Genomic DNA, 23,374 nt, shown 5'->3' on the forward strand with positions numbered 1-23,374 from the left:
TCCTCCATCCTTTCTATTTTACCACATTTTTTAAGAAATATTGCTGATAAAAAGCTGGGGGATAGAGCTTTTGTAACTCTGTTTGAGGATTTTTTTGATAATAAATTCGAAAGTTACGATAATAATCACTAATATCCTGTTTAATTTGACAAAAAGATCCGTTTTCTATCGGCCTTACTTGAGGATACCAGTCCTGATTCTTCAGATTCAAAAGGTTCTCCCCTCTCAAGTAGGCCTTGGCTTGTTGCTTCATCCAATAGGGATTTTGATAGTAGAGTTGTTTTTGAATATACTGACAAATGTTCTTATCTTGTTCGACCGAAAAAGTGCTAAGATTTTGTTGCTGATAAGGAGTCCGTAATATTTCTAGAAGATTTCCTTTGTCATAAGAAAATTCCTTGACTTGATAATGGAGTTTCCCTTTCAAATCTTGATGAAGGAGGTACTTGAGTCTCAAAACCTGTTTTTTATGGTCTAACTCCCAAATATGAAAGCCCATGTTATTACTAAAGTAAAGAAAATCTCTCTGAAGTTGAGTTAGTCGCTCTTTTATCCATAGTTTTTCTCCAAGTAACCACAAAACTTGAATCCCGAGACTTCGATAACCATTGCTTCTCTCCCTTAAAAGTTCACAAGAAATGGGACTACACTGAATTTCTAGAGCTAGTTGCTTGTTGATAAAGATATCAGCAATCTGCTTCAGTTCAGGTATAGGATATTCCATCTCTACTTCAGCATCTTTCTTAACCCAATTAAAAAGTGCCACCTTATTTTCCAAATGTTCTGGTCCTTCATTTTCATGAAAAAAATCACATTTTTTGAGACTTTCATGCGCAAAATGCCTTCTCACATTTTTTCCTTTTCTCATGCGAACACTTGTTCCACAAGCTGGACAATAATAATCTTGTTTGACTAGTTCATCCTCCAAGGCATTGACTAGGCGCCCGTTTTTATCTCTAGCTAAAAACATAAAACCTCCTTTTCTACTTTATTCGAAAAGAATAAGAAAAAGGCTGAGAAAAACAGCCTCATGGATTATTTAACGAATTAATAGAGGAATCTTATCCCCTTTTTCTTTTTAATTTCTTTTCCAACATCGGAATGATGTTAGAAATCTGATCATTTTTTATGACCAAGACTCCGTATTCATGGCAACGATTGATGTATACTGGATTTATTTTCCCAGAACAAACAATTAGTTTTAGACAACTTTCCCCGGCAAAATGGGTGGCATAAAGTTCTAATTCATTTATAGCCTCTACTGATAAGTCTGTCATTTTACAGGAAATAAAAACAATGGACCTACCTTTACGAAGGACAACATCAATCTCATTTTGTACATTATCAGCCTCAGGGAAAATACCATTCCAATCAATTTCAGCCCCTATCATACATTCATCAAAATACTCTGACTCTAGCGCTAGAAGGTAAAGATAGAGTTCTAAAATATGGCCTTTGCTCCGACAAAGCAGTTGGGCCTCGGGGGTAGAAAAAGTATAACTAACCTGTTTAGAAGTTTCCTCTTCAATATGGAGCAAGTCAGCATCTGTTAATAGGGAAATGATAGATTTAGGGTAAGAATAACGTTTCCCATTATTCTCTAGCTCTTTTCCTGTTTCAGAATGAAGATTACTTGTCCTTGCCGAAGCAAAAAATTGTGTTACTTTTAACCACTCTTCAGGATTTGTAAGGGCAAAATTTGCCAGTTTTTTGATAGCAGCAATCTGTTTAGGTGTATGGAAAGGTTGCTTGGACTTTAGTAGTTTACCACCACGTAGGGCAATCAACTGCTGGATGGATAGAGTCGGAACCACCAGGTTCTTTTTCTCCAATTTTCCAAGCTTCCAGTCATACTGTAGACCATGGTCAACATCCATCGCAAGAAGTTGTATCTTTCTGTCCAAAGCATACTGATAAAGAGATAGAGCTAGTAAAGAGTCGCCTCCAAAAACATCAAAGGTTATTTGTTTGTCATTTGTGAGGATAATATCCAGATTCTCTGCTAGATTTTCAAGACTTAGTTGCCTAAAGTGAACCTGTTTTATACGTGGGACTTGCTTCGTCAAAAAATGTTTCAATGACAACTTTTCTTCTTCGGAGATTTTCTTCCTAGCAAGAAATAGGATCTCGTCATAGTCACTCACGAAGGCTGGATAAACATTTTTCTCTAAAGAATGGCGATCATAGATTTCTACTAGCAAACCGGTCATGCTACTACCTCCCTATACAAACATTGGTTGTTGGCATGGAAACTTCTAAATGTTTGAAAATATCCATAAAAATTCTGGCTACTTAAACTTTTTGCCTACACTTCTAGTATAGCATAAATTGAGAACTTCCTTTCTTATTAGGGTAACAAAAAAGGAAATAGAAAAATCCTTTTCTATTCCCTTAGTCTTTTATTTTACTTTTCTTGCCAACATGGTCGCAAAGCGTAGTTGGATACGATTTCCGTTTTCATCACGACGGTGCAAATGACCAGGATTTTCATTATACTTCACTAACTCCCAGTCCTGGTAGTAATTTGCTAATTCCCCCTCTTTAAAGGTAAAGGGAAAATTAACTGAACATGGATAATCTTCCGTATCCATGGCACAAACAATCAAATTGTAGCCACCGATAGAGGTTTGTTCCTGCATGTTTCGGATAATAGCAGGAATACGTTCTGCTTGTAAAAACATGAGCACAACCGTTGATACGATAAAATCATAAGTTTGTCCAATGCTAGCTGAATTGATATCGTAGAGACCTACAGGCATTTCTAAATCTTCTTGCTCTACGATACTTTGCAACATTTCAAGGGATAGCTCATTTTGATCTACAGCTGTGACATCAAATCCATGTTGAGCGAGAAAGAGGGCGTTTCTTCCTTGACCACATCCTAGGTCAAGTGCCTTACATGGCTTCACCGTCTGCATAGCTTCTAAAACCTCCGAATGAACTGGATTGCTATTGTATTTCTTTGGGAAATAATCCTCTGGTTTACAATAAAATTCCAGATACCATTCTACATCATCTGTGGCAGCTTCCACTCTGTGCCAAGCTTGAGGTTGCGCCATAGGATTATCGGCACCTGCTTCAAAGAGGTGCTCAGCTATAACTTCCCCCTCCTCAGTCAATTCAATAAACTTAAGAGCCCCTTTTAATACGGTAATCTTGCCCCAGGTTCCGACCTTAGTATTGTGTTTTCTTTGAACAGCTTCTGGCATGGTGTCTTTATTCCAGACAGGCATGCGTTTATAGGCAACTAGTTTTTCCATTTACTTCACTCTTTCTATCGATGGTTAACTGCTTTCATAACACGCGCGATATCACGATCTTGCTCGCGTCGTTTAATCGACTCCCGTTTATCGTAATCGTGTTTCCCTTTTGCAAGTCCTAAGAGTAACTTGGCATAGCCATCTTTGATATAGACTTTTAGAGGAACCAGCGTCATCCCTGTTCCCTTTGTTTCTTGCTCTAACTTCTGGATTTGCTTTTTATGAAGGAGAAGTTTACGACGACGTTCTGGTTCCTGATTCCAGATATTCCCTTCTTCATAAGGAGCGATATGGACATTACTCAGCCAGACTTCCCCATTTTTCACTTGGGCAAACCCATCTTTCAGATTGATGCGGGCTGCTCGAACACTCTTGATCTCAGTTCCTGTCAGGACCATTCCTGCTTCTAGCGTATCTACGATTGTATAATCGTGGTGCGCTTTTTTATTTTGCGCGACGACCTTTCCCTCGCCCTTTGCCATGCTTGGCTCCTTTCTTTGCTACTTCCTTGTAAAAAGGTTTCTTGCTCTTTTTCTTCTTGTCTTTTGGAGAATGCTTGCGCTTATCACCTAAGCGACCAGATTTTCTCTTGTCTTCTTTCTTATCTGAACGACGCCCTCTATCCTTACGGTCAGAGCCTTTCAAACTTTTTTCAATGACATCAAATTCACTTGGAATAAAGGAGAAATCAATCTCACCAGTCATCTTATCAGCTCTTTCAACGCGAATACGGATCTGCTGTCCCACTCGGAAGGTAATACCAGATTTCTCCCCACGAAGGGTTAAATCGCGTTCATTAAAATGGTAAAACTCAGGTAGATTGGTAATGTGAATCAATCCCTCAACTGTATTTGGTAATTCAACAAAAAGACCAAATTTAACAATACTTGAAACAACTGCATCGTACTCTTCACCAACATACTCTTCCATGTATTCAGCTTTTTTCATAGCTTCGACTTCACGCTCGGCCTCGATGGCACGGCGCTCACGGTTTGAAGATTGAGTCGCAATCTCTGGAATCACTTGTTCAAAATGCTCCGCTACTTCTTTAGAACGCCCATAGTCACGAATCATACGGTGAACAAGGAGGTCAGGATAACGACGAATTGGGCTGGTAAAGTGAGTGTAGTAGTCTGCAGCTAATCCATAGTGACCGTGATTATGCTCAGAATAACGAGCCTGCTGCATAGAGCGCAGAAGCATCATGGACAATACATCCGCATATGGCTCTCCTTCAACAGCACGCATGATATCTTGGAGGGCTTCCTGACTTATCTCACTGGCAGTCCCATAGATTCGTAATCCAAAACTTGAAGCGTAATCAATAAACTTCTGAACTTTCTCAGCCTTAGGTTCCTCGTGAATCCGATAGATAAAAGGTAGGTCCAGCTTACTAAAGTGCTCGGCAACTGTTTCGTTGGCAATCAGCATAAAGGACTCAATCATACGTTCTGCAGTCCCACGATGACGAAGGACAATATCAACTGGCTTACCTTTTTTATCTACTAAAATCTTAGCTTCATTGGTATCAAAATTAAGAGCTCCACGCTTAATCCGCATACTTTCCAAAGTCTCATGGAGCTTAGCCATTAACTCGATACTAGGAACGATTTTCTTATAGTCTTGTCTCTTCTTCTCATCACCTGCTAGGATATCATTGACATCGCTATAGGTCATACGAAAACTGGTCTTGATAACTGTTTGTGTAATGGTGTAGTTGACTACACGACCATGTTTATCAATCTCCATAATGGCAGACTGGGTCAGGCGATCAACTTGGGGATTGAGAGAGCAGACTCCATTTGACAGTCGTTCTGGAAGCATTGGAACTACACGATCTGTCACATAGACAGAAGTCGCACGATTAAGGGCTTCCTTATCAAGAGCAGAACCTTCCTTTACATAATAAGAAACATCCGCGATATGAACTCCAAGTTCAAAATTTCCATTCTTCAAGGGCTTGATGTGAACTGCGTCGTCCAAGTCCTTAGCATCTGCTCCATCTATGGTAAATGTAATTTCATCTCTCAGGTCCAGACGGCCTTCCAGGTCTTTTTGGGATGGAGCATCAGGTACACTTTCCGCTTCTTTAAGAACAGCCTCTGGAAATTCTGAGACAATATCCATAGACTCTAGGACTTCAAGAACATCAATCCCTGCATCTGTTGAATGTCCCACAACATCTAAAACACTCGCCACAAAGAAATCGTGTTTCTTACTTGGGTACTTATCGATAAAGACCTTGAGAACTTCTGTGCCTTCCAATTGAATAGCTGGTTTTTTAACGTAGATCGGTTGACTAATTTTTTGATTTTTTGAACGGATATAGCCCGCATACTTGGGCTTTTCCTCATCAAGAACGATTTGCCCAACAACTGTCGTTAGACTGTGCTCTAGGATGTCGATAATCTTTGCTTCTGCGGCGGTTCCTTTGTTACGGTCAGCAACTTTCTTAATGACAACTTCAACAGTATCGCCATCAATGGCATAGTTAACATCACTTTTCCCAACAAAAAGATCGTCTTCTTCGCCTTCAAGACTTACAAAACCAAAGCCATTTTTATGGGCATGAAAAGTTCCTTTAAGAGTAATCTCGTGTTTCTTCTTTTGGTTCAAGGTGAGACTACCATCTTCTTCAAAGCGAATTTGGTGCTTTCTCTCCATCAGTGAAAGAGTTTTGATTAACTCACGGAAGTCCTTGGAACCATCCTTTCCAAGAACTTGAGCCAAGTCATTGACTGTGACTCGCCCCTTCTCTTGTAAATATTCTTTTATTTTATCTTTCATGTTTACTTTCTAGATTTATAATATTTTCTTTTTGGTGTAAAACCTTATTTCTTTTAAAAATAAAAATAGGCAAAGACCTAGTCCCGCCCATTATTTTCTTATCTACTTGATAATACCGTCAATGCTAAGGCAATGGCTAGCCAGAAAAAGACTAAAATTCCTGTCAAACGTTGCATCACAGCTTCAAAACCGCGCGCTTTGCTACGTTCAAACAAATCACCTGCACTGGCATCAAATACATTGCTAGATTGGTTTTTAGTTGGTTGCATGAAAATTGCAATCACAATCACAACAGATAATACTAATAGAATGGTTAATAATAGGTTATACATATCAAACTCCTTAAAATCCCTATTATTCTACCATAATTTCTACTTAGATTCAAGATGTAGAGTCACTTTTCTTTCTTTAGGGCAATACTTTAAGACCTCAATCTTGTCTGGATGGGTTTTGGAGTTCTTACTGGTTAGATAATTGATGCTGCCACAAGAGGAGCATTTGAGATTGATTTTTACTCGCACTAGATTTCCTTCACTTTTAATAATGTTTTAAATTGGATAAGGTTAAATAAACAACTGAGAGCTACACAAAGAGCTGTTGCATAAAATACTGAGTGATAGCCAAATTGTCCCGCTACTGCTGATCCTGCTAAGGGACCTATCACTCCTCCTAGATAAAAGAAGACTTGATTAAAGGCAAATACCCTTGAAATGCCAACTTTAGGAGTCATTTTACTTAGGAGAGCATTGACACCAGGGATCAGAGCTCCTGTCCCCAGACCAAATAGAAAACGATAGAAGCCTAATTGGAATGGGCTAGTCGCATTTGCACATAATAGATATATGAAAACTGAATATACCTGAGCTACGACAAGGAGTCGATGATTCCCCACTTTATCACCTAGTTTCCCCATGACTCCTGCACTCATCATACTTGAAAATCCCATGCTGGATACAATCAAACCAGAGACAAAGAGGAGATTCTCTTTCTGTCCCAGATCTCGTACATACAGGGCAAGGATAGGACCGATAGATTGGGCAGCAAATTGAATCACAAAGCTAGTTAGAAATAAATTTATCAGGAGAAAAGGATATTTAACAGAAGCAAAGAGCTCTTTTGTAGGGAGTGCTTTTTCTTTCGGCACAGGTTGAAAGTCCTCTTTGATAAAAAGAATGGTTAAGATAGCTGCCAAAAACAAGAAACCGCCAACCAATAAAAAGACATTCCGAATGCCAAAAATTTCGGCAATGAAACCACCGACAAAGGGACCAGTCAAAGTTCCAGCGACAACACCAGTTGATAAAGTCCCTAGAGCGTATCCCGACCTATCTTTGGGGACTTGACTTGCAATTAAAGCTGTCGCATTGGGTACAAATCCTGTAAAAACACCATTAAGAAAGCGTAAGAACAAGAGCCAGAAAACGTTTGGAACAAAGGCCAGACCACCCATAGTAATAGTCATGGCTAGCCCTGCACGAATCATCATGGGTTTTCGACCATACTTGTCTGCTAAGATACCCCAAATTGGTGATACAACGGCTGCAGAAATGGCTGAGACTGATATAGCTAACCCTGAATAAAAGGCAACTTGATCTCCTTCAATTCCTAACTGTTCGACAAAAATAGGCATGAAAGGAACAACGAGAGAAATGCTGGCTCCTGTTAAAAAGCAACCAAACCAAGCAATACGAAGATTATCCTTCCAACTAATCTTTTGCATGGGCATCGCCTCCTTCAAGCAAGGTCACTACTTGACTCAAAAGCTGCTCTCGACTGTCATTATTGTCTAATATATAAGTAGCAAATTTCTTCTTTTCTTCTAAAGGCCACTGTGAAGCTAAACGAGTTTCAGCTGACTCTTTGGATAACTGATCACGGTTCATTAAGCGATCTAGTTGGGTATCTCGGCTTACATAAACTAGCCAAGTTTCATCAAACCAAGGAGCATAGTCCTGCTCAAAAAGCAGGGGAATATCCATGAAAAATACATTCTCAGTCTGAGCTAGCTTGTCTCTCAAAGAGCCCAATTCTTCACGGATGATTTGTCCTTGAGTTTCTTTAGACCATTCTCTCTCATCAGAGTTAGAAAAGATCAGACTGGCAAGTAATGGTCGATTCAATTCCCCATCTTCTAGAAGGACTTTTTCACCGAAATGCTCTACTAAAATCTGAAAAAGTCGTCCACCAGGTTTTTGAAGTTGGTGAACAAGAGCATCCGCATCTACCACTTCAAACCCTTTTTGTCTTAGAAAATTTGTGACGGTGGACTTCCCGGATGCAATACCACCAGTGATTCCAATAATTTTTCCCATCACTTTCTCCTTTGACATTTTGGGCAAAAATGGGTTCCACGACCACCGAGTTGAATCTTTTCGATCATGGATCCACAACGTGAACAAGCTTGTCCAGCTTTATCATAGACCTGATGAAAGTCCTGCATGGTCCCATCTTCGCCAAATGCATTGGTATAGGTGCGAATGGTTGAACCGCCTTTTTCAACAGCCTGTCCCAAAACAGCAATGGTCTGGTCATGAATGGCTGTCGCTTCTGCTACTGTCAAAGTTTGGGAAGCTCTAGCTGGATGAACCTGAGCCCGCCAGAGGACCTCATCCACATAGATATTGCCAAGTCCAGCCACCAAGGTCTGGTCTAGGAGATGGGATTTGATAGGCTTTTTAGATTTGGCTAGGGCAGCTTGGAAGGTCTGCAAATCAAAGTCCTTCTCTCTTGGTTCGGGGCCTAATTTTTTAGAAACAAAGTAGGCTTCCAATAGGTCGGGTGCCAGCAGTTCCATCGTGCCAAACTTGCGTACATCCTCATAAACAAGCGTGCCTCCATCTTTAAACCGAATGAAAACATGGGCATGCTTACGTTCAGGAACCTGGTCTGGATAGTAAAAATACTTGCCTTCCATTCGCAGATGGGAAATCAAGACCTTGTCTGTCAGGTAAAAAAGTAGATATTTTCCACGACGTCCCATTGACTCAACAATCTGACCAGGCACTTCCTTTTGAAACTCGTCCAAATCTGTCTTGATCATCTTAGGATAAGCAATCTCTATATTAGAAATCTTCTTTCCCAAAATCAATTTTTCTAAGCCACGACGAACCGTTTCAACCTCAGGTAATTCAGGCATAAGGCCTCCTTCTGTAAAAACAAGAAGCAGGCATGAGCCCACCTCTACTTAGTATTCTTTTTTATTATTCTATTAACAGTTGTCTTACTTTCTTTGCTATTATTGAGGCTAATAAAGGAGGGACTGCATTACCTACTTGTTGATATTGAGAATCTTTTGTTCCATAAAATACAAAACTATCTGGAAAAGATTGTAATCTTGCAGCTTCTCTAACACTTATTGATCTATCCAAGTTGGGATGAACCCACATTGATTTTCTAACATTCACAACTGTTCCTGAGACACTATTATAATCTAATCTTTGATAGATAGTATTTTGTGTCCTACCAGAATTAGTATATGTAGATTTTAGTTCAGCTGGCAAATCATGAAAATTTTGTCCTTGTTTAAGATTTTTAAAACGTTTTAAAGCAATCTCACTCGTTTCCGTAACTATGTGATTGTATATTAAATTGCTGTTTGCAATTCTCTTTAAATAATCATTCTGTCTAGAAATAGATAAATTTTTATATTTTGGAGGGGAATCCGCAATGTTTGTAGTTACTGGAACGTCTTCCAAATCTTTAATAGCATCTCCAATAGTATAGCTTTTGCTAGTACAATCCGTAAAATCAAGCTTTGTATCTTGACCAAAATATTTTTTGTTTTTACCTATTAGAAAGAAACGTCTTCTATTTTGTGGAATTCCATAATCACTAGCATTTAAAATAAAACTTTGTAGAAAAAAATCTTCCAAAACAACCTGTTCCATATATTCTCTAACAGTATAACTTTTTAATATGAATATATTATGACTTTCTTTAAATGAATATACAATATTATTTTCATAAAGTGATTTTAAAAATTTTATTGACTTATCTAAATCTATATATTTTTTTATGAGTATATCATTTTCTTCTGATATCAGTTGATTAGAAATGGACTCTTCTATAGCGACTTTATAGTCAAAAAACTCATCATGAAATTGTTGCTTTAAAATTAAAGATTCGATTTTAGAAAGATTCTTCTTGAAATAAGATTCTTTAGCATCTTCATTTTTTTTACATAATATTTTTAATATTCTTGCTAGATCTTCCTGAATCAAATAAGTAAATATTCTAGAATCTATACAATCATTTAATATAAATGTTTTTAAAAATTTATTATTTTCTTCAAATAATGATAGTTTAAACTCCTTATCAGTTGTTTTAATATTAAAATTCTTTTCATCTTCCTTGGTCATAAAGAACAAATGACTATCCGATAGAATGGAGCTAACATTTTCTAACACAAAAACTTTTGGAGAAATTTCTTTTACTACTCTAAAATACTCCTTAACTAACAAATTATTATTATTAATAAATTCCGATTTATTTCTATTTGCATTTGAAAAACCTTGACAAGGTGGTCCACCTATAACAACATCAATATCTTTATCACTAAAATGTAAATCAATAATATTATCAAAAATTTCTACTTCATTCGAGTGATTCTTTTTATAGGTTTCCTTTGCCCATTTATTATTTTCTACTGCTTTTTTTATCACAAACCCTGCTTGTTCGAACCCCAAACTTAACCCACCAGCTCCTGCAAATAAATCAATTACTTTATACATTTATTATGTCTTAAATCCTTTACTATCCAAAAATTTTAGAATCTTTTTGTGTAGCTTGTATTTTTTATCATGTTCATCATGCTTATATAATTCACAATCAGGAAAGTTCTTATCGATTAAAAATAAAGTCACACCATAATACGGTTTGTTATCTATAAAATGTATGTGAGGGAATTTAGAATGTTCCTTTGCATCTTTGAAATCAAACCTTTTTATGTCATTGTTAAATTCTTGTTCCAAAAAACGACCAATCTTTTTTGCATTTTCAAAATAAGATTTAATATATAGATTCTTGAAATTAATCAAATCTGTTTTTTGAATAATATGCTGATTATGTTTTATTGAAGAAAAACTCCCATTATCTAATGATAAAATTAATTGATTTGAAGATAATTGATTGAGTTTCAATTCTAAATCGTCCTTATCACTAATATCCTTTACAAAATTATATAAGTCACTATCTACATTTCCTGAATATTTTTTATATTGTTGTATACTAACAATCAGATGTTCTATATAAGTTTTATCTGGATTACTAGAATTTATTGTTTCGTATATAGTATAGAGGTTTTTATCTTCTAACCATAAATTATACAAAAAAGACATGTCCAAATTTATAATTTTATTTCTATCAAATTCAACAGCACCTATTATATTTGAAAAAGTTCGTATGGTGTTAAAAAAAACGGATTCATTCGTATATGTAATTTGAGAACTTTTATTAAAAGCAATCTCATATAATAAAGTGATTTTATTATAATCATTCGTCATCATCATCACCTAATAATTCTTCGAATTCTTTCTTTAATAGTGCGAACTCTTCATCAGACAACGTGTCTTCTTCTTCTGCTTCTTGGTGATCAAATGTTAAATCATCTTCAACATTAAGCAACATTTTTCTTAAATCCTTGCTAAACTGATCAAAAAGTTCTTCTTGCATATTTTCGATAGTTCCGAATTTTCCCATTTCAATATTAATAGAAGTTGTATTCCCATCTTCTTGATAGAAAAAGTAGACTTTCTTACTATCATCAGTTGGATTTTGAGATTTTGTAACACGTACTGCATTAAAAAAATGATCGCTATGCGTTTCTATAATGATTTGTCTATTGTGCTTAGACAACCAAAAGTAAAATTCAGCCAGTTCATTCTGTGCTTTTGGATGTAAATGCAGTTCTGGATTTTCAACAATAATAATATCACCTTCTTTTGATAATAAAGAAATAATCAATTGCTCAAGTATATACGAAACACCTGTACCTACATGCTGAGGACGATACTTAATAGAATATTCAAATTCTTTATTGAAAAGAACTCTGATAACATTAGTATCAACTATGTGTTCTACCTCAAAAATATAACCCGTTAATTTTTTTAACCAATAATTTACAATAGATTCATAGATAGGTTTTTCATTAAACGGCAATAAATCTTCATAATATTTTTCACTAAACTTTTTATCTTTATTTTCTAAAAAATAGTCAAAAGTGTAACTGCCATTTTTACCGATTTTCTGATTATGTTCTATATTTTTAGGATAAGTATCCATAACCGATGCTCTATTTGCACTAATGTAAAACACATCTTTCTCATAAAAAAAACTTGTGGTTGATCTCTCTCTACTACCTACTTGTTCTTCAGCAGAAACACTACATTCCAATGCAGTACCATCTTCCATATACAGAGAGATTTTAGTGGACTCACCTTTACCTACTCCTTCATTTATTATATTTATAGGAGTTCCTAGTGAGATTGCTTTACCATTTAGAATATCGTTTTCATTTCGTTGAGACATTACAAGCAAAGATTGAATAAGTGAAGATTTACCACTAGAATTTGTTCCAGTAATAAGATTAAAATTTGTAAAATTTAATTTCATGTCTCTAATTGACTTAAAATTTTTTATTTCCACTCTATCTATCATTTATTCTTTCCAAAATCCCTTCAACATACTTAAATCTATAATTAATTCGTTCCTCTTGATCTCTCAAATAAAGAATCTTGTCAATAAACTCTTCATCATTAATCATGTGGGTGTATTCATCACATAAACTATCAATAATTTTCTCACTATTTTCGTCAAAATCAATAGAATCCATTAAATACATCCATACTTCAAATATGTTCATATTAACTACTCTACTCTCTCCACGAGAAAATTGAGCTCTCTTTAATTTTGCGGATATTATTTGACTTTTATCATATGCTTCGCAAAATAAAGTATAAAGCCTATCTGAAAAATCTTGAGAATTTTTATTAATGTACTTCATAGTCAAATCAAATAGCACATCTACATTAAATTTATCAATTCCCTGTTTTTCAATCTGTTCCATATACCAACTAATAAATTCTTCATCTTTCCTAAAAAGATAGAAAGAAAAAAATCTTAAAGCAATATATTGATCCTTCTTCCTCTTTTTAGCAACAAAATCTATATTTTCATTTTGAGATATGTTATTTAATAACCTAGTGCTTTTTCCTTGATTTAAAGCATTACGGATTTCCTGCTTATTTAGAATAATACCTCCTCGGTTTACTCTTAAGAATATTTCATTCTGTATTACTGGAGATGTAGTCGAAGATACTATATAACATATTAACTTAAAATCTTCAAATTTATTTCTTAATTTGGCTTCAAAATCCTCATGTGTTGCTATACTTTTGTTATTAACTAACGCCTTTAAATTTTTCCCAAGTTTCATCCCTTCATGCATAAATTTAAAAAATGTTGTTAATCTTTGTTTTCCATCTACGACAATATAATTTCCATTTCTATCTTCAGAAAAATAAAATGCCGGTAAAGGAATACCTAACAGAACACTCTCAATCAATTCTTGTCGCTTTGTTAAACTCCATACATTATCCCTTTGAAATTCTGGTTCAAGTATAATTAACCCTTCCTTCTCTTCCTCTTTTTCTCCATTTTTTTTCCACTCCAAAAAACGCAAATACTTTCTATACAAATCAAATATGCTATTTGGTTCATTAATTATCCTCACTTCTTTTCTCAAGTCAGTAGCAGATGAGGAAATCCAGTTATTCTTTAAATTCTCTTTTTCATCATCACTAAGTTGTTCATAATCTTCATCGTTCAAAGCAGATAAATTTGATACCTCTTCTGCCCCTTCAAAATCACCTATTTGTTCCTTAAATTTTTCTGTAAAATTTTGTTCCATAGTAACTCCTCTAACAACCTTAATTTTCTATTATAATTCCCCTATCACTAATTATAATGTTCCCTACAATTTCACATAAAACAATATATTAAAACTAATTAAACTATACACATTCATTGACTATATTTTATTAAACATAAATTTTCAAAAATCTGTAGACAATTACTCTTATTTATTAAATATCAATCACTAAATTTTTTAACACTAGTTTAGATTTACATAGAAAAGTTTCAAACTCCTATTCCTTTTTAGAAACTAATTGAAAAATAGCCTAATAAGGCAAAATCACCTCTACTTAGTATTCTTTCTCATTATAACCAAAGTCAGCCAAATCTAGCTTCTTATCTCGCCAGTTTTTCTTAACCTTGACCCAAGTTTCTAGGAAAACCTTGTCCCCTAGCATAAGCTCGATATCACGACGGGCCATAGTCCCAATTTTCTTGAGCATGGCACCACCTTTACCGATGACAATCCCTTTTTGGCTATCACGTTCGACCATGATAGTTGCTCGGATATGAACCTTGTCTGTATCCTCGTCTCGTTTCATAGAGTCCACCACTACTGCAACTGAGTGTGGAATTTCTTCACGAGTTAAGTGTAAGACCTTTTCACGAATCATCTCAGAAACCAAGAAACGCTCTGGGTGATCTGTGATTTGATCTGCTGGAAAATATTGGAAACCTTCTTCAAGATTTTCACTGAGAATATCGATTAGACGAGAAACATTATTTCCCTGAAGGGCTGAAATCGGAACAATTTCCTTAAAGTCCATTTGATTACGGAAGTCATCGATTTGAGCCAAAAGTTGATCAGGGTGTACCTTATCAATTTTGTTGACCACAAGAATAACCGGAACCTTAGCAGCCTTGAGTCGTTCGATAATCATGTCATCACCCTTACCACGTGGCTCGTCTGCAGGAACCATAAAAAGAACAGTATCTACTTCACGAAGGGTGCTATAGGCTGACTCTACCATAAAATCTCCGAGTGCTGTCTTAGGCTTGTGAATTCCAGGAGTATCGATAAAGACGATTTGCTCCTTATCAGTGGTGTAAATCCCCATGATCTTATTGCGCGTTGTCTGCGCCTTATCACTCATGATAGCAATCTTTTGCCCCATAACGTGATTTAAAAACGTTGACTTCCCTACATTTGGACGTCCTAAAATGGCTACAAAGCCTGATTTAAATGTCATAATTTCCTCTTACTGTTTAAAATAATAAATCCCAAATCCGTGGGAGAAAGATGAGTGCACCTGTCAAAGCGGCAAAAAGTGAGACTACGAGCACGGCACCAGCTGCCATGTCTTTAGCTTTCTTTGCCAACATAGAAAAGTGATAGTGACTAGCCAAATCTACTACATTTTCAATAGCTGAATTAATAATCTCAAAAGCTACTACCATGAAAATGCTCAAAAGCAGAAATAACCATTCGATTCGTGACACCTGAAAAACAAAACCTGCAAGGACAACTACAAGAGCTGTTGCTGCATGCTTTCTCATATTACGTTCTTCCTTAATCGCAGTAAAAATCCCTGTAATGGCAAATTCTAAACTGGAGATTAGGTCACGATTTTTCCATTTTCGTTTATTGTCTTGTGAGTCCATAGGCTGTCAAAATTTCTTCTTGTAAACCGAACATCTCCGCTTCTTCCTCGGGAGTGTAGTGATCATAGCCGTTAATGTGTAAAAAGCCGTGCACTGCCAAGAAGCCCATTTCACGTTCAAAACTATGACCGTACTCCTCAGCTTGCTCATGTGCCTTATCAATGGAAATGAAAAGCTCACCGATATAAGCATCAAATTCTGACATCATATCTGCCAAGTCGGGATCATTTTCCAGATCTTCCTCATCAAAGGCAATCTCTAACTCCGGCTTGTATTCAAGACTGATGACATCTGTTGGACGATCGGTATCACGAAACTCTAGATTGAGTTCATGGCTTCGTTCGTTGGTCACAAATGTGACCGCCATTTCCTTGTCTTCTTTTCCAATTTTTTTTGCAGCAAATTCTAAAATTTCCTGTGTTTGTTCTAAAATTTCTTTTGAAACTTGTCCAGTTTCATCTACCATTTCAATATACATGTGCTTCTCGATTCTCTTTACTTGGCTTTATTATATCACATTTCTATGATTTTATTCTACCTTTTTGATATAATACTATGGAATACATTCACGAGGAGAGAACCATGTCATTTGATGGATTTTATTTACACCACATGGTTGAGGAATTGCGAACTGAGTTACTAAATGGTCGCATTCAAAAAATTAATCAACCCTTTGAACAAGAACTGGTCTTGCAAATCCGTAGCAATCGCAAAAGTCATCGTTTGCTCCTGTCTGCCCATCCTGTTTTTGGACGCATCCAGTTAACAGAGTCAACCTTTGAAAATCCTGCTCAGCCATCTACTTTTATTATGGTATTGAGAAAATACCTTCAAGGAGCAGTTATTGAGTCAATCGAGCAGATCGAAAATGATCGTATCGTGGAAATAACGGTTTCCAATAAAAACGAGATTGGGGACCATATCCAGGCCACACTCATCATCGAGATTATGGGCAAACACAGTAATATTCTACTTGTGGATAAGTCTAGTCACAAAATCCTTGAAGTTATCAAGCATATTGGTTTCTCTCAAAATAGCTACCGTACCTTATTACCTGGTGCTACTTATATTGCTCCTCCAGGCACAGAGGCTCTCAATCCTTTTACCATCAAGGATGAAAAATTGTTTGAGATTCTACAAACTCAAGAACTAACTGCCAAAAATCTCCAGAGTCTCTTTCAAGGTATAGGGCGAGATACGGCAAACGAATTGGAAAAATTATTAACGAATGATAAACTATCCAATTTCCGAAGCTTTTTTAAGCAAGAAACCAAACCTTGCTTAACAGACAAGTCTTTCTCTTGTGTGCCTTTTTCTAGCAAAACAACGGAGAATTTTGATAGCCTTTCTCAATTACTTGATGTCTATTACAAGGATAAGGCAGAGCGTGATCGAGTTAAGCAACAGGCTAGCGAACTCATTCGCCGAGTTGAAAATGAGCTACAAAAAAATCGTCAAAAACTTAAAAAACAAGAAAAAGAACTCCTTGCTACTGAAAATGCAGAGGAATTTCGTCAAAAAGGTGAATTGCTAACGACTTTTCTTCATCAAGTTCCCAATGACCAAGATCAGGTCATTTTGGAAAACTACTACACCAATCAACCTATCACGATTGCACTTGATAAAGCTTTAACACCAAACCAAAATGCTCAACGTTACTTCAAGCGTTATCAGAAATTAAAAGAAGCTGTTAAATACCTGACTGAACTAATCGAAGAAACCAAGGCTACTATTCGTTACCTAGAAAGTGTAGAGACAGTTCTCAACCAGGCTGGACTAGATGAAATTGCTGAAATTCGTGAGGAATTGATTCAAACAGGATTTATCCGCAGAAGACAAAGGGAAAAAATCCAGAAACGACAGAAACCTGAAAAATATCTTGCAAGCGACGGAAAAACCATTATCCTAGTTGGTCGTAACAACCTTCAAAACGACGAGTTAACCTTTAAAATGGCTCGTAAAGAAGAACTCTGGTTCCATGCTAAGGACATCCCTGGAAGTCACGTTGTTATCACTGCCAATCTCAATCCGACTGATGAGGTTAAAACAGACGCTGCAGAACTTGCAGCCTACTTCTCTAAGGGGCGTCTCTCAAATCTCGTTCAGGTAGATATGATTGAAGTTAAAAAACTCAACAAACCAACTGGTGGAAAACCTGGTTTTGTCACCTATACTGGGCAAAAGACCCTCCGTGTCACACCAGACCCTGAAAAGATTCAGTCCATGAAAATCAAATAAAGTCTTGTATACTGGTGGGCTGTTACTGCTATAGACTCAAATAAAAATGGGAGGTGTGTTCAATGCTACGGCATATCAAATCTATTTTAACTATTATATTCGGAGCTGCCATTTATGCCTTCGGACTCACGTATTTTGTTGTGCCCCACCACTTATTCGAGGGTGGAGCAACAGGAATCACCTTGATTACCTATTATCTCTTTAACATCCCTATCTCCGTGATGAACCTCATCATCAATATCCCATTATTCATTCTAGCCTGGAAAATATTTGGTGCGAAGACCCTGTACAGCAGCCTACTCGGAACCATTTCCTTATCCATTTGGTTAGCAATCTTTGAAAAGATTCCTCTCAGCTTTAATCTTGAGGGAGATCTGGTCATCGTTGCTTTAGTTGCGGGTGTTCTTTTAGGACTTGGTCTAGGTATTATCTTCAATGCTGGTGGTACCACTGGAGGGACAGATATCGTTGCTCGAATCCTGAACAAGTACACCAATATCTCCGTAGGGAAATTACTCTTTGCACTAGACTTCCTCATCTTAATGCTCATTTTAATTATCTTCCAAGACCTTCGTCTCGTTACTTATACACTTCTATTTGACTTCATCGTTTCAAGAGTTATTGACTTGATTGGTGAAGGCGGATATGCTGGAAAAGGTTTTATGATTATCACTCAAAAGCCTATGGAAGTGGCAGATAAAATCAATGAAGAGTTAAGTCGAGGTGTCACCTTCATATCTGGACAAGGTTACTACAGTCAAAAAGATTTAAAAATTATCTACTGTATCGTAGCAAGAAATGAAATGATTAAGATGAAAGAATTGATTCATACGATTGATCCTAAAGCCTTTATCACCATCACTGAAGCTCACGAAATTCTTGGAGAAGGCTTCACCTTTGTAAAAGAAGAAACTTCCTAATACATAGACAACAAAAATAGTAACTTCGAATTTGAAGTTACTATTTTTTTTGATGATAAAAACGGAAGAAGCAAATCTTCCGTTTTACAAATCATTATTTTTCAGCTGTAAGTGCAGCCATTGTGATGTAATTGTATGGTTTGTTAAAGTGTGGCAAGAAGAATAGGTCTGTCAATGCCAATTTTTCAATTGTAACATGTTCTTGGATAGCCAATGAGAACATGTGAATTCCCATGCTGATTGCTGAATCACGAGATACCATTTGAGCACCAAGGATTTCACGGCTGTCTTTATCAAAGACAATCTTGATTGCTACTTCATAGTTGTCATGTTTCATAAATTCTGGTTTTTGAAGATCGTTGAAGCCTGTTTCAACAGCATTGTATCCTGCTGCTTTAGCTTTTTCAAGAGTCAAACCAGTTGATACCATGTGAAGACCATAGATAGAGATACCGTTTGATCCTTGAACACCGATTCCTTCAAGTTCATGTCCACAAGCATTGTAAGCACCTACGATACCAGTACGTACAGCATTTGATGCAAGAGCGATGTAGCTAGTGTCTTTACGAGCGTTGTCATAAACAGTCGCACAGTCACCTACAGCGAATACTCCTGGAAGTGATGTTTCTTGTTTCTTGTCTACAAGGAAGGCACCGTTGCGGAAAAGTTCAATCTTGCCATCAGCAAGAGCTGTGTTAGGACGGAAACCAACTGCAAGAACAACCATGTCAACATCGAATGTTTCTTTGTCAGTGATCAAGCGTTCAACTTTACCGTCACCTTCGATAGCTTTAACAGTTTGTCCAAGTGCCAAACGGATGTTGTGGTCTTCCAAGTTCTTAGCCATCAATTGAGTGAAGTCTTTGTCGTAGTAACCGTTCAAGACTGTGTCTACGATGTCAACAAGGACAACTTCTTTTCCAAGACGTTCGAATGCTTCGGCAAGCTCAACACCGATGTATCCACCACCGACAACAGCGATACGTTCAAGGTGTTTGCTCTTGTCAGCAAGTTTATTGATAACTTCTTCAGCGTTTTGGTACAATTTAACGAATTGTACATTTTCAAGAGTTGCTTTGAATTCGCGGTTACCTTTAACAATTTCAACACCTTCGATTGGTGGTAAAATTGGAGTTGAACCAGTCGCAAAGATCAATTTTTCGTATGATTCTTTGTGTTCTTTTCCATCAACTTCAGCAGTAACAACTTTATTATCATAGTCAATTGAAAGAACTGGTGAGTTCATGTAAACTTTAGCACCTTTTGCTTCCAATTTTTCTTTATCTGAGTAGAAGAGACCTTCAGGACCATCGATTTGCTCACCAATCCAAAGAGCCATTCCACATCCAAGGAATGAAATGTTTGAGTTTTGGTCAAATACAACGATTTCGTTTTCGTTTCCAAAATTGTCCAACATAGTGTTGATACATGCAGTTCCAGCGTGGTTAGCACCCACGACTACGATTTTACTCATTAGATAATTCCTACCTTTTAATTTTTATTTACTCCTCTAGTATATCATTATCTGTGAGCGTTTACAAGTTTTTTACTTATTTTCCCTTATTTTTGAAAATATTGAAAACATATATTAACTTATTTCCAGCGTTTTCGAATCAAATTTCAAGGGAATTTAGTTTGTTTGAGCATATTTCTTGACTTTTTGTAAAAAATAATTTGTGAAAACGCTGACTTTATGATATTCTATTTATATGGAAATGAAATTTAAATCTTCAGATTGCTTTCATATCTGGATTTACAACTATTTCCAATTGATTTGAAGGGAGTTGATTTTTTGCCTCTCAGTTCATTATCTGAACGGTTAATGGGAACTACGATTACTATTTCCTTGGTACATGAACAAGCGGATAATCTTCTCCGTCAAGCTTTTGATTTGCTCAAGGAACTTGAATTTCGATTTAATGCGAATAGCACCGAATCGGAATTGATGGAAATTAACTATCAGGCAGGAATTGCCCCAGTTAAGGTCCACCCTGATTTGTTTGAACTGATTTCTTTAGGATTAGAACACAGTCTAGCCTCTGGAAGCAATCTCAATATCAGCATCGGTCCCTTGGTACAAACCTGGCGTATTGGTTTTTCCGATGCAAAAGTTGCTAGTCCTAAAGAAATTTCTTCGGTTTTACCATTGATAGATCCCCGTTTTATCAAACTCGATTCAATTTCTTCTACTGTTTTCTTAGAAAAGAAAGGAATGAAAATTGATTTAGGTTGTCTAGCGAAGGGCTATAGCGCAGATAAGGTTGCTACTTTCTTAAAAGAAAATGGTGTCACTTCTGCTCTTATCAATCTCGGGGGAAATATCCTTACCATTGGTAATAACCAGGCCAGAAATGGACAACCTTGGCAAATTGGTATTCAAGACCCTAATCATCCACGTGGTAATCATCTGATGACCTTATCTATCACTGGAAAATCTGTTGTTACTTCTGGAATTTATGAACGGCATCTTAAAATCGATGGAAAGGATTATCATCACATTTTCGATAGTGAAACTGGCTATCCTATTGAGACGGATTTGGCTAGTTTAACGATTATATCTGACCGCTCAGTTGATGGTGAGATATGGACCACACGATTGTTTGGCCAACGTAGCGCTTCTATCATGTGGCAAATCGAAAATATCGATGGAATTGAAGCCATCCTTATTGATAAAGATGGACATATCGCTTGTTCATCCGGTATCCAAAGATAAATAATAAATAATGCAAAAAGAGAAAGGAAAGCTCATGCTAAAACTTATTGCTATTGTAGGAACTAACTCTAAACGTTCCACAAACCGCCAACTGCTTCAATATATGCAGAAACACTTTGCTGATAAAGCAGAAATCGAATTGGTCGAAATTAAAGATCTTCCAGTTTTCAACAAACCAGCCGACAAACAAATCCCTGCTGAGGCTATGGAAATCGTAGCTAAAATCGAAGCAGCTGATGGTGTTATTATCGGTACTCCAGAATACGACCACTCAATTCCAGCTGTACTTATGAGCGCCCTTGCTTGGATTTCTTACGGAGTATTCCCACTTTTGAATAAACCAGTCATGATCACAGGTGCTTCATATGGTACACTCGGTTCATCACGTGCTCAATTGCAACTTCGTCAAATTTTGAATGCTCCTGAGATTAAAGCGACAGTTCTACCTGACGAATTCTTGCTTTCTCATTCTCTTCAAGCATTTGATAAGAATGGTGACTTGGTAGATCTTGATGTTATTAATAAATTAGATGCCATCTTTGATGACTTCCGTATTTTTGTCAAGATTACTGAAAAATTGCGTAGCGCGCAAGAATTGCTTCGCAAAGATGCAGAAGAATTTGACTGGGAAAATTTGTAAGATAGGAGATCGAAAGAATGAAATTTGTTGGACTTGTTGGATCAAACTACGATCAATCATATAACCGCAAACTCTTGGAATTCATCCGTCGTAACTTCAAACTAAAATTTGAATTAGAAGTTCTTGAAATTGATGAAGTTCCAATGTTTAATCAAGATGAAAAATGGGATGAAAGCTTCCAATTACGTCTTCTTTACAACAAAATCACTCGTGCTGATGGTGTCATTATTGCTACTCCAGAGCACAACCACACTATTTCTGCTTCACTTAAGTCAGTCCTTGAATGGCTTTCATACGAAGTTCATCCATTTGAAAACAAACCAGTTATGATTGTGGGTGCTTCATACTACGATCAAGGAACTTCACGTGCTCAAGTTCACCTTCGTAAAATTCTTGATGCACCAGGAGTAAATGCCTACACATTACCAGGTAATGAATTCCTTCTTGGAAAAGCCAAAGAAGCTTTTGATGCAAACGGAAATATTATTAACGAAGGAACTGTTAAATTCCTTGAAACTTGCTTAGATAACTTTGTCAAATACGTGGGAGTCGTTTCTAAATTGAAAAAACCAAAACCAATTGAACCAGAAGACTTGGATTGTGGAAAACCAATCGCTACAACTATTACAGAAGTTGACCCTGATGATCCAGAATGGGTAGAAAAAGTTGCAGAAATCACAGGTGCTGTTTCAGGTGATACATACGTTAAACTTGACCATGGTATCCTTACAGTTAACCAAATTGATATGTTCTTGAAAGCTATGCCATTTGAATTGACATATGCTGACGATAACAACCAATTCCTCTACTACAACAATGCTCACCAAGATCCTGATACGATGTTTGCTAAACGTGTACCATCTCAATCTGGTAGCCGTATGTCAACAGTTCATGGATCACTTCCACCAGCACGTATGAAAAACGTTGAGTGGGTTATTGGTACGCTTCGCAATGGCAACCAAGAATACGTACGTACAATTGTTCCAGGTTCACCTGCAGGTGTTATCAATACTCACAACTACCAAGCTATGTACTATCCTGATGGATCATATGCTGGTATCAATGAAATTGTCTTTAACTTCCAACCATGGCTTGACTGGTACTTGAAAGAAACTGGTCAACGTTTGGTAGGAGGAAGCGGTCCGTTTGCTCCTGCTGGAGGCCACGGTGACGCAGATGCTACTTCTGGTGCTTCTGACTCAGCTGACGGAGGCCATGGAGATGCGGATGCTACTTCTGGGGCAAGTAACTAATACTCAATGAAAATCAAAGAGCAAACTAGGAAGAGAGCCGCAGGTTGCTC

The 23,374-nt window shown here is 36.8% G+C and carries 23 protein-coding genes; 5 read left to right on the forward strand and 18 right to left on the reverse strand.

Translation table 11 applies throughout. The annotated features are described in order from the left end of the window. Nucleotides 1–13: 13 nt before the first annotated feature. The 17 genes from HMPREF2805_RS04975 to ybeY form a co-directional block, all read right to left on the reverse strand. Nucleotides 14–970: a competence protein CoiA gene (locus HMPREF2805_RS04975; RefSeq protein ID WP_075231645.1), complete on the reverse strand. Its 957-nt coding sequence runs from the start codon at nt 968–970 to the stop codon at nt 14–16. A 91-nt stretch (nt 971–1,061) separates the two neighbouring features. Continuing rightward, nucleotides 1,062–2,210 carry a DUF1887 family protein gene (locus tag HMPREF2805_RS04980; RefSeq protein ID WP_075231646.1) on the reverse strand — a complete coding sequence of 383 codons (1,149 nt, stop codon included), beginning with the start codon at nt 2,208–2,210 and terminating at the stop codon, nt 1,062–1,064. A gap of 189 nt (nt 2,211–2,399) precedes the next feature. After that, on the reverse strand, nt 2,400–3,260 hold the full coding sequence (gene tehB / locus HMPREF2805_RS04985) for an SAM-dependent methyltransferase TehB (RefSeq protein WP_075231647.1): 861 nt from the start codon (nt 3,258–3,260) through the stop codon (nt 2,400–2,402). 14 nt (nt 3,261–3,274) lie between these two features. Further along, a complete protein-coding gene (gene smpB / locus HMPREF2805_RS04990) occupies nt 3,275–3,742 on the reverse strand; it encodes an SsrA-binding protein SmpB (protein WP_001051741.1) in 468 nt (155 codons plus the stop codon). Then, on the reverse strand, nt 3,705–6,047 hold the full coding sequence (rnr, locus tag HMPREF2805_RS04995; protein ID WP_075231648.1) for a ribonuclease R: 2,343 nt from the start codon (nt 6,045–6,047) through the stop codon (nt 3,705–3,707). Before rnr ends, smpB begins: the two co-directional genes overlap by 38 nt. A 98-nt stretch (nt 6,048–6,145) precedes the next feature. Then, a complete protein-coding gene (gene secG, locus HMPREF2805_RS05000; protein ID WP_000282514.1) occupies nt 6,146–6,379 on the reverse strand; it encodes a preprotein translocase subunit SecG in 234 nt (77 codons plus the stop codon). 39 nt (nt 6,380–6,418) lie between these two features. Then, a complete protein-coding gene (rpmG, locus tag HMPREF2805_RS10650; protein WP_001809104.1) occupies nt 6,419–6,568 on the reverse strand; it encodes a 50S ribosomal protein L33 in 150 nt (49 codons plus the stop codon). Further along, the gene (locus HMPREF2805_RS05005) at nt 6,568–7,767 is read right to left on the reverse strand and encodes a multidrug efflux MFS transporter PmrA (protein WP_075231649.1); all 1,200 of its coding nucleotides are present in this window, start codon (nt 7,765–7,767) and stop codon (nt 6,568–6,570) included. Before HMPREF2805_RS05005 ends, rpmG begins: the two co-directional genes overlap by 1 nt. Continuing rightward, complete coding sequence (coaE, locus tag HMPREF2805_RS05010) at nt 7,754–8,359, reverse strand: dephospho-CoA kinase (protein WP_075231650.1); 606 nt, start codon at nt 8,357–8,359, stop codon at nt 7,754–7,756. Before coaE ends, HMPREF2805_RS05005 begins: the two co-directional genes overlap by 14 nt. Next, nucleotides 8,359–9,183: a DNA-formamidopyrimidine glycosylase gene (gene mutM, locus HMPREF2805_RS05015; RefSeq protein WP_075231651.1), complete on the reverse strand. Its 825-nt coding sequence runs from the start codon at nt 9,181–9,183 to the stop codon at nt 8,359–8,361. The genes coaE and mutM overlap by 1 nt, the downstream gene beginning before the upstream one ends. 64 nt (nt 9,184–9,247) lie before the next feature. Further along, nucleotides 9,248–10,777 (reverse strand): DNA cytosine methyltransferase, encoded by a 1,530-nt coding sequence (locus HMPREF2805_RS05020; protein WP_075231652.1) that lies wholly within the window; start codon nt 10,775–10,777, stop codon nt 9,248–9,250. A gap of 3 nt (nt 10,778–10,780) precedes the next feature. Continuing rightward, nucleotides 10,781–11,548: a hypothetical protein gene (locus tag HMPREF2805_RS05025; protein WP_075231653.1), complete on the reverse strand. Its 768-nt coding sequence runs from the start codon at nt 11,546–11,548 to the stop codon at nt 10,781–10,783. After that, on the reverse strand, nt 11,538–12,656 hold the full coding sequence (locus tag HMPREF2805_RS05030) for an AAA family ATPase (RefSeq protein ID WP_186822558.1): 1,119 nt from the start codon (nt 12,654–12,656) through the stop codon (nt 11,538–11,540). Before HMPREF2805_RS05030 ends, HMPREF2805_RS05025 begins: the two co-directional genes overlap by 11 nt. A 34-nt stretch (nt 12,657–12,690) precedes the next feature. Next, the gene (locus HMPREF2805_RS05035) at nt 12,691–13,953 is read right to left on the reverse strand and encodes a DUF262 domain-containing protein (protein WP_075231655.1); all 1,263 of its coding nucleotides are present in this window, start codon (nt 13,951–13,953) and stop codon (nt 12,691–12,693) included. Nucleotides 13,954–14,248: 295 nt separating this feature from the next. Further along, nucleotides 14,249–15,148 carry a GTPase Era gene (gene era / locus HMPREF2805_RS05040; RefSeq protein WP_075231656.1) on the reverse strand — a complete coding sequence of 300 codons (900 nt, stop codon included), beginning with the start codon at nt 15,146–15,148 and terminating at the stop codon, nt 14,249–14,251. Between the two features lie 16 nt (nt 15,149–15,164). Further along, nucleotides 15,165–15,560 (reverse strand): diacylglycerol kinase family protein, encoded by a 396-nt coding sequence (locus HMPREF2805_RS05045; protein ID WP_075231657.1) that lies wholly within the window; start codon nt 15,558–15,560, stop codon nt 15,165–15,167. After that, nucleotides 15,541–16,038, reverse strand: a complete 498-nt coding sequence (gene ybeY, locus HMPREF2805_RS05050; RefSeq protein WP_000275150.1) for an rRNA maturation RNase YbeY — start codon at nt 16,036–16,038, stop codon at nt 15,541–15,543. Before ybeY ends, HMPREF2805_RS05045 begins: the two co-directional genes overlap by 20 nt. A 104-nt stretch (nt 16,039–16,142) precedes the next feature. On the opposite strand from ybeY, the gene HMPREF2805_RS05055 reads away from it, so the two are divergent. Both HMPREF2805_RS05055 and HMPREF2805_RS05060 read left to right on the forward strand, forming a co-directional pair. Further along, nucleotides 16,143–17,798, forward strand: coding sequence for an Rqc2 family fibronectin-binding protein (locus tag HMPREF2805_RS05055; RefSeq protein WP_075231658.1), 1,656 nt, complete (start codon nt 16,143–16,145; stop codon nt 17,796–17,798). Nucleotides 17,799–17,860: 62 nt separating this feature from the next. After that, entirely contained in the window at nt 17,861–18,718 is an 858-nt protein-coding gene (locus tag HMPREF2805_RS05060) for a YitT family protein (RefSeq protein ID WP_075231659.1), read from the forward strand. A 94-nt stretch (nt 18,719–18,812) separates the two neighbouring features. Here the strand turns inward: HMPREF2805_RS05060 and nox are convergent, their stop codons facing one another. Then, nucleotides 18,813–20,192, reverse strand: coding sequence for a H2O-forming NADH oxidase (nox, locus tag HMPREF2805_RS05065; protein ID WP_075231660.1), 1,380 nt, complete (start codon nt 20,190–20,192; stop codon nt 18,813–18,815). Between the two features lie 318 nt (nt 20,193–20,510). On the opposite strand from nox, the gene HMPREF2805_RS05070 reads away from it, so the two are divergent. Genes HMPREF2805_RS05070 through HMPREF2805_RS05080 form a run of 3 tightly spaced genes read left to right on the forward strand, consistent with a single transcriptional unit; the run spans nt 20,511 to nt 23,324 of the window. Next, nucleotides 20,511–21,431: an FAD:protein FMN transferase gene (locus HMPREF2805_RS05070; protein ID WP_075231723.1), complete on the forward strand. Its 921-nt coding sequence runs from the start codon at nt 20,511–20,513 to the stop codon at nt 21,429–21,431. 34 nt (nt 21,432–21,465) lie between these two features. Next, a complete protein-coding gene (locus tag HMPREF2805_RS05075) occupies nt 21,466–22,071 on the forward strand; it encodes an NADPH-dependent FMN reductase (RefSeq protein WP_075229439.1) in 606 nt (201 codons plus the stop codon). 17 nt (nt 22,072–22,088) lie between these two features. After that, the gene (locus HMPREF2805_RS05080) at nt 22,089–23,324 is read left to right on the forward strand and encodes an NAD(P)H-dependent oxidoreductase (RefSeq protein ID WP_049525810.1); all 1,236 of its coding nucleotides are present in this window, start codon (nt 22,089–22,091) and stop codon (nt 23,322–23,324) included. Nucleotides 23,325–23,374 lie beyond the last annotated feature (50 nt).

The organism is Streptococcus sp. HMSC034E03, from assembly GCF_001811505.1.
Lineage (GTDB): Bacteria > Bacillota > Bacilli > Lactobacillales > Streptococcaceae > Streptococcus.

Excerpts from the sequence above, each read along its gene's own strand:
- HMPREF2805_RS04975 (WP_075231645.1), bottom strand. The coding sequence starts at position 970 with ATGTTTTTAGCTAGAGATAAAAACGGGCGCCTAGTCAATGCCTTGGAG.
- HMPREF2805_RS04980 (WP_075231646.1), bottom strand. The coding sequence starts at position 2,210 with ATGACCGGTTTGCTAGTAGAAATCTATGATCGCCATTCTTTAGAGAAA.
- tehB (WP_075231647.1), bottom strand. The coding sequence starts at position 3,260 with ATGGAAAAACTAGTTGCCTATAAACGCATGCCTGTCTGGAATAAAGAC.
- smpB (WP_001051741.1), bottom strand. The coding sequence starts at position 3,742 with ATGGCAAAGGGCGAGGGAAAGGTCGTCGCGCAAAATAAAAAAGCGCAC.
- rnr (WP_075231648.1), bottom strand. The coding sequence starts at position 6,047 with ATGAAAGATAAAATAAAAGAATATTTACAAGAGAAGGGGCGAGTCACA.
- secG (WP_000282514.1), bottom strand. The coding sequence starts at position 6,379 with ATGTATAACCTATTATTAACCATTCTATTAGTATTATCTGTTGTGATT.
- HMPREF2805_RS05005 (WP_075231649.1), bottom strand. The coding sequence starts at position 7,767 with ATGCAAAAGATTAGTTGGAAGGATAATCTTCGTATTGCTTGGTTTGGT.
- coaE (WP_075231650.1), bottom strand. The coding sequence starts at position 8,359 with ATGGGAAAAATTATTGGAATCACTGGTGGTATTGCATCCGGGAAGTCC.
- mutM (WP_075231651.1), bottom strand. The coding sequence starts at position 9,183 with ATGCCTGAATTACCTGAGGTTGAAACGGTTCGTCGTGGCTTAGAAAAA.
- HMPREF2805_RS05020 (WP_075231652.1), bottom strand. The coding sequence starts at position 10,777 with ATGTATAAAGTAATTGATTTATTTGCAGGAGCTGGTGGGTTAAGTTTG.
- HMPREF2805_RS05025 (WP_075231653.1), bottom strand. The coding sequence starts at position 11,548 with ATGACGAATGATTATAATAAAATCACTTTATTATATGAGATTGCTTTT.
- HMPREF2805_RS05030 (WP_186822558.1), bottom strand. The coding sequence starts at position 12,656 with ATGAAATTAAATTTTACAAATTTTAATCTTATTACTGGAACAAATTCT.
- HMPREF2805_RS05035 (WP_075231655.1), bottom strand. The coding sequence starts at position 13,953 with ATGGAACAAAATTTTACAGAAAAATTTAAGGAACAAATAGGTGATTTT.
- era (WP_075231656.1), bottom strand. The coding sequence starts at position 15,148 with ATGACATTTAAATCAGGCTTTGTAGCCATTTTAGGACGTCCAAATGTA.
- HMPREF2805_RS05045 (WP_075231657.1), bottom strand. The coding sequence starts at position 15,560 with ATGGACTCACAAGACAATAAACGAAAATGGAAAAATCGTGACCTAATC.
- ybeY (WP_000275150.1), bottom strand. The coding sequence starts at position 16,038 with ATGTATATTGAAATGGTAGATGAAACTGGACAAGTTTCAAAAGAAATT.
- HMPREF2805_RS05055 (WP_075231658.1), top strand. The coding sequence starts at position 16,143 with ATGTCATTTGATGGATTTTATTTACACCACATGGTTGAGGAATTGCGA.
- HMPREF2805_RS05060 (WP_075231659.1), top strand. The coding sequence starts at position 17,861 with ATGCTACGGCATATCAAATCTATTTTAACTATTATATTCGGAGCTGCC.
- nox (WP_075231660.1), bottom strand. The coding sequence starts at position 20,192 with ATGAGTAAAATCGTAGTCGTGGGTGCTAACCACGCTGGAACTGCATGT.
- HMPREF2805_RS05075 (WP_075229439.1), top strand. The coding sequence starts at position 21,466 with ATGCTAAAACTTATTGCTATTGTAGGAACTAACTCTAAACGTTCCACA.
- HMPREF2805_RS05080 (WP_049525810.1), top strand. The coding sequence starts at position 22,089 with ATGAAATTTGTTGGACTTGTTGGATCAAACTACGATCAATCATATAAC.